Here is a 2,500-nt window from a genome sequence, read left to right on the forward strand (position 1 = left end):
ACGCCATTACCCATTAACGGGCTTTGACTACTTGTAGGCACACGGTTTCAGGATCTCTTTCACTCCCCTTCCGGGGTGCTTTTCACCTTTCCCTCACGGTACTGGTTCACTATCGGTCACTAGGGAGTATTTAGCCTTGGGAGATGGTCCTCCCTGCTTCCGACGGGATTTCTCGTGTCCCGCCGTACTCAGGATCCACTCTGGAGGGAACGAAGTTTCAACTACAGGGTTGTTACCTTCTTTGACGGGCCTTTCCAGACCTCTTCATTTACTCCGTTCCTTTGTAACTCCGTATAGAGTGTCCTACAACCCCAAGAGGCAAGCCTCTTGGTTTGGGCTAATTCCGTTTCGCTCGCCGCTACTCAGGAAATCGCGTTTGCTTTCTCTTCCTCCGGGTACTTAGATGTTTCAGTTCCCCGGGTCTGCCTTTATTACCCTATGTATTCAGGTAAAAATACTACTCCATTACGAGCAGTGGGTTTCCCCATTCGGAAATCTCCGGATCAAAGCTTACTTACAGCTCCCCGAAGCATATCGGTGTTAGTACCGTCCTTCATCGGCTCCTAGTGCCAAGGCATCCACCGTGCGCCCTTAACAACTTAACCTTTGACATCAAAGATGTCACTTACATTATTAAGAGAATCACTAAACTAAGCGTTTAAACTCAGTGAATTACTTGAATTGTTTTTCGTTATCTAGTTTTCAAGGAACATAAATCACAGGATAATCAAATGCTGAATGCATTTTCACTCCTATGTGTTTTCTTACTTATTGAAAGATCGTATGATCTCTCAAAACTAAACAAAATACCAAGCATGCCTCATATCCTTAGAAAGGAGGTGATCCAGCCGCACCTTCCGATACGGCTACCTTGTTACGACTTCACCCCAATCATCTGTCCCACCTTAGGCGGCTGGCTCCAAAAGGTTACCCCACCGACTTCGGGTGTTACAAACTCTCGTGGTGTGACGGGCGGTGTGTACAAGGCCCGGGAACGTATTCACCGCGGCATGCTGATCCGCGATTACTAGCGATTCCGGCTTCATGCAGGCGAGTTGCAGCCTGCAATCCGAACTGAGAATGGTTTTATGGGATTCGCTTGACTTCGCAGTCTTGCAGCCCTTTGTACCATCCATTGTAGCACGTGTGTAGCCCAGGTCATAAGGGGCATGATGATTTGACGTCATCCCCACCTTCCTCCGGTTTGTCACCGGCAGTCACCTTAGAGTGCCCAACTGAATGCTGGCAACTAAGATCAAGGGTTGCGCTCGTTGCGGGACTTAACCCAACATCTCACGACACGAGCTGACGACAACCATGCACCACCTGTCACTTCGTCCCCCGAAGGGGAACCTTCTATCTCTAGAAGTAGCGAAGGATGTCAAGACCTGGTAAGGTTCTTCGCGTTGCTTCGAATTAAACCACATGCTCCACCGCTTGTGCGGGCCCCCGTCAATTCCTTTGAGTTTCAGTCTTGCGACCGTACTCCCCAGGCGGAGTGCTTAATGCGTTTGCTGCAGCACTAAAGGGCGGAAACCCTCTAACACTTAGCACTCATCGTTTACGGCGTGGACTACCAGGGTATCTAATCCTGTTCGCTCCCCACGCTTTCGCGCCTCAGCGTCAGTTACAGACCAGAGAGTCGCCTTCGCCACTGGTGTTCCTCCACATCTCTACGCATTTCACCGCTACACGTGGAATTCCACTCTCCTCTTCTGCACTCAAGTTCCCCAGTTTCCAATGACCCTCCACGGTTGAGCCGTGGGCTTTCACATCAGACTTAAGAAACCGCCTGCGCGCGCTTTACGCCCAATAATTCCGGACAACGCTTGCCACCTACGTATTACCGCGGCTGCTGGCACGTAGTTAGCCGTGGCTTTCTGGTTAGGTACCGTCAAGGTACCAGCAGTTACTCTGGTACTTGTTCTTCCCTAACAACAGAACTTTACGACCCGAAGGCCTTCATCGTTCACGCGGCGTTGCTCCGTCAGACTTTCGTCCATTGCGGAAGATTCCCTACTGCTGCCTCCCGTAGGAGTCTGGGCCGTGTCTCAGTCCCAGTGTGGCCGATCACCCTCTCAGGTCGGCTACGCATCGTTGCCTTGGTGAGCCGTTACCTCACCAACTAGCTAATGCGCCGCGGGTCCATCTGTAAGTGACAGCTAAAAGCCGTCTTTCAATTTTGAACCATGCGGTTCAAAATGTTATCCGGTATTAGCTCCGGTTTCCCGGAGTTATCCCAATCTTACAGGCAGGTTACCCACGTGTTACTCACCCGTCCGCCGCTAATCTTTGGGAGCAAGCTCCCTCAGATTCGCTCGACTTGCATGTATTAGGCACGCCGCCAGCGTTCGTCCTGAGCCAGGATCAAACTCTCCAATAAAGTGTTTGATATAGCTCATAAAAGTTTTGTACTATATAGTACGTTTTTGTTAATCGAAATTAACGTTGGCACGCTTGGTTTTGTTTAGTTTTCAAAGATCATTTATTGTTAACTCCT

2 rRNA genes (1 of these 2 only partly in view) are annotated in these 2,500 nt (G+C 50.0%); both read right to left on the reverse strand.

The window, feature by feature from the left end:
- A 23S ribosomal RNA gene (locus AC0L8O_RS21040) occupies positions 1-605 on the reverse strand (it extends 2,325 nt beyond the left edge of the window).
- Between the two features lie 227 nt (positions 606-832).
- Positions 833-2,383: ribosomal RNA gene (locus AC0L8O_RS21045) — 16S ribosomal RNA — on the reverse strand.
- The 16S and 23S rRNA genes sit together here, the layout of an rRNA operon.
- Between the last annotated feature and the right edge of the window lie 117 nt (positions 2,384-2,500).

The organism is Metabacillus sp. KJ11-3, from assembly GCF_055808295.1.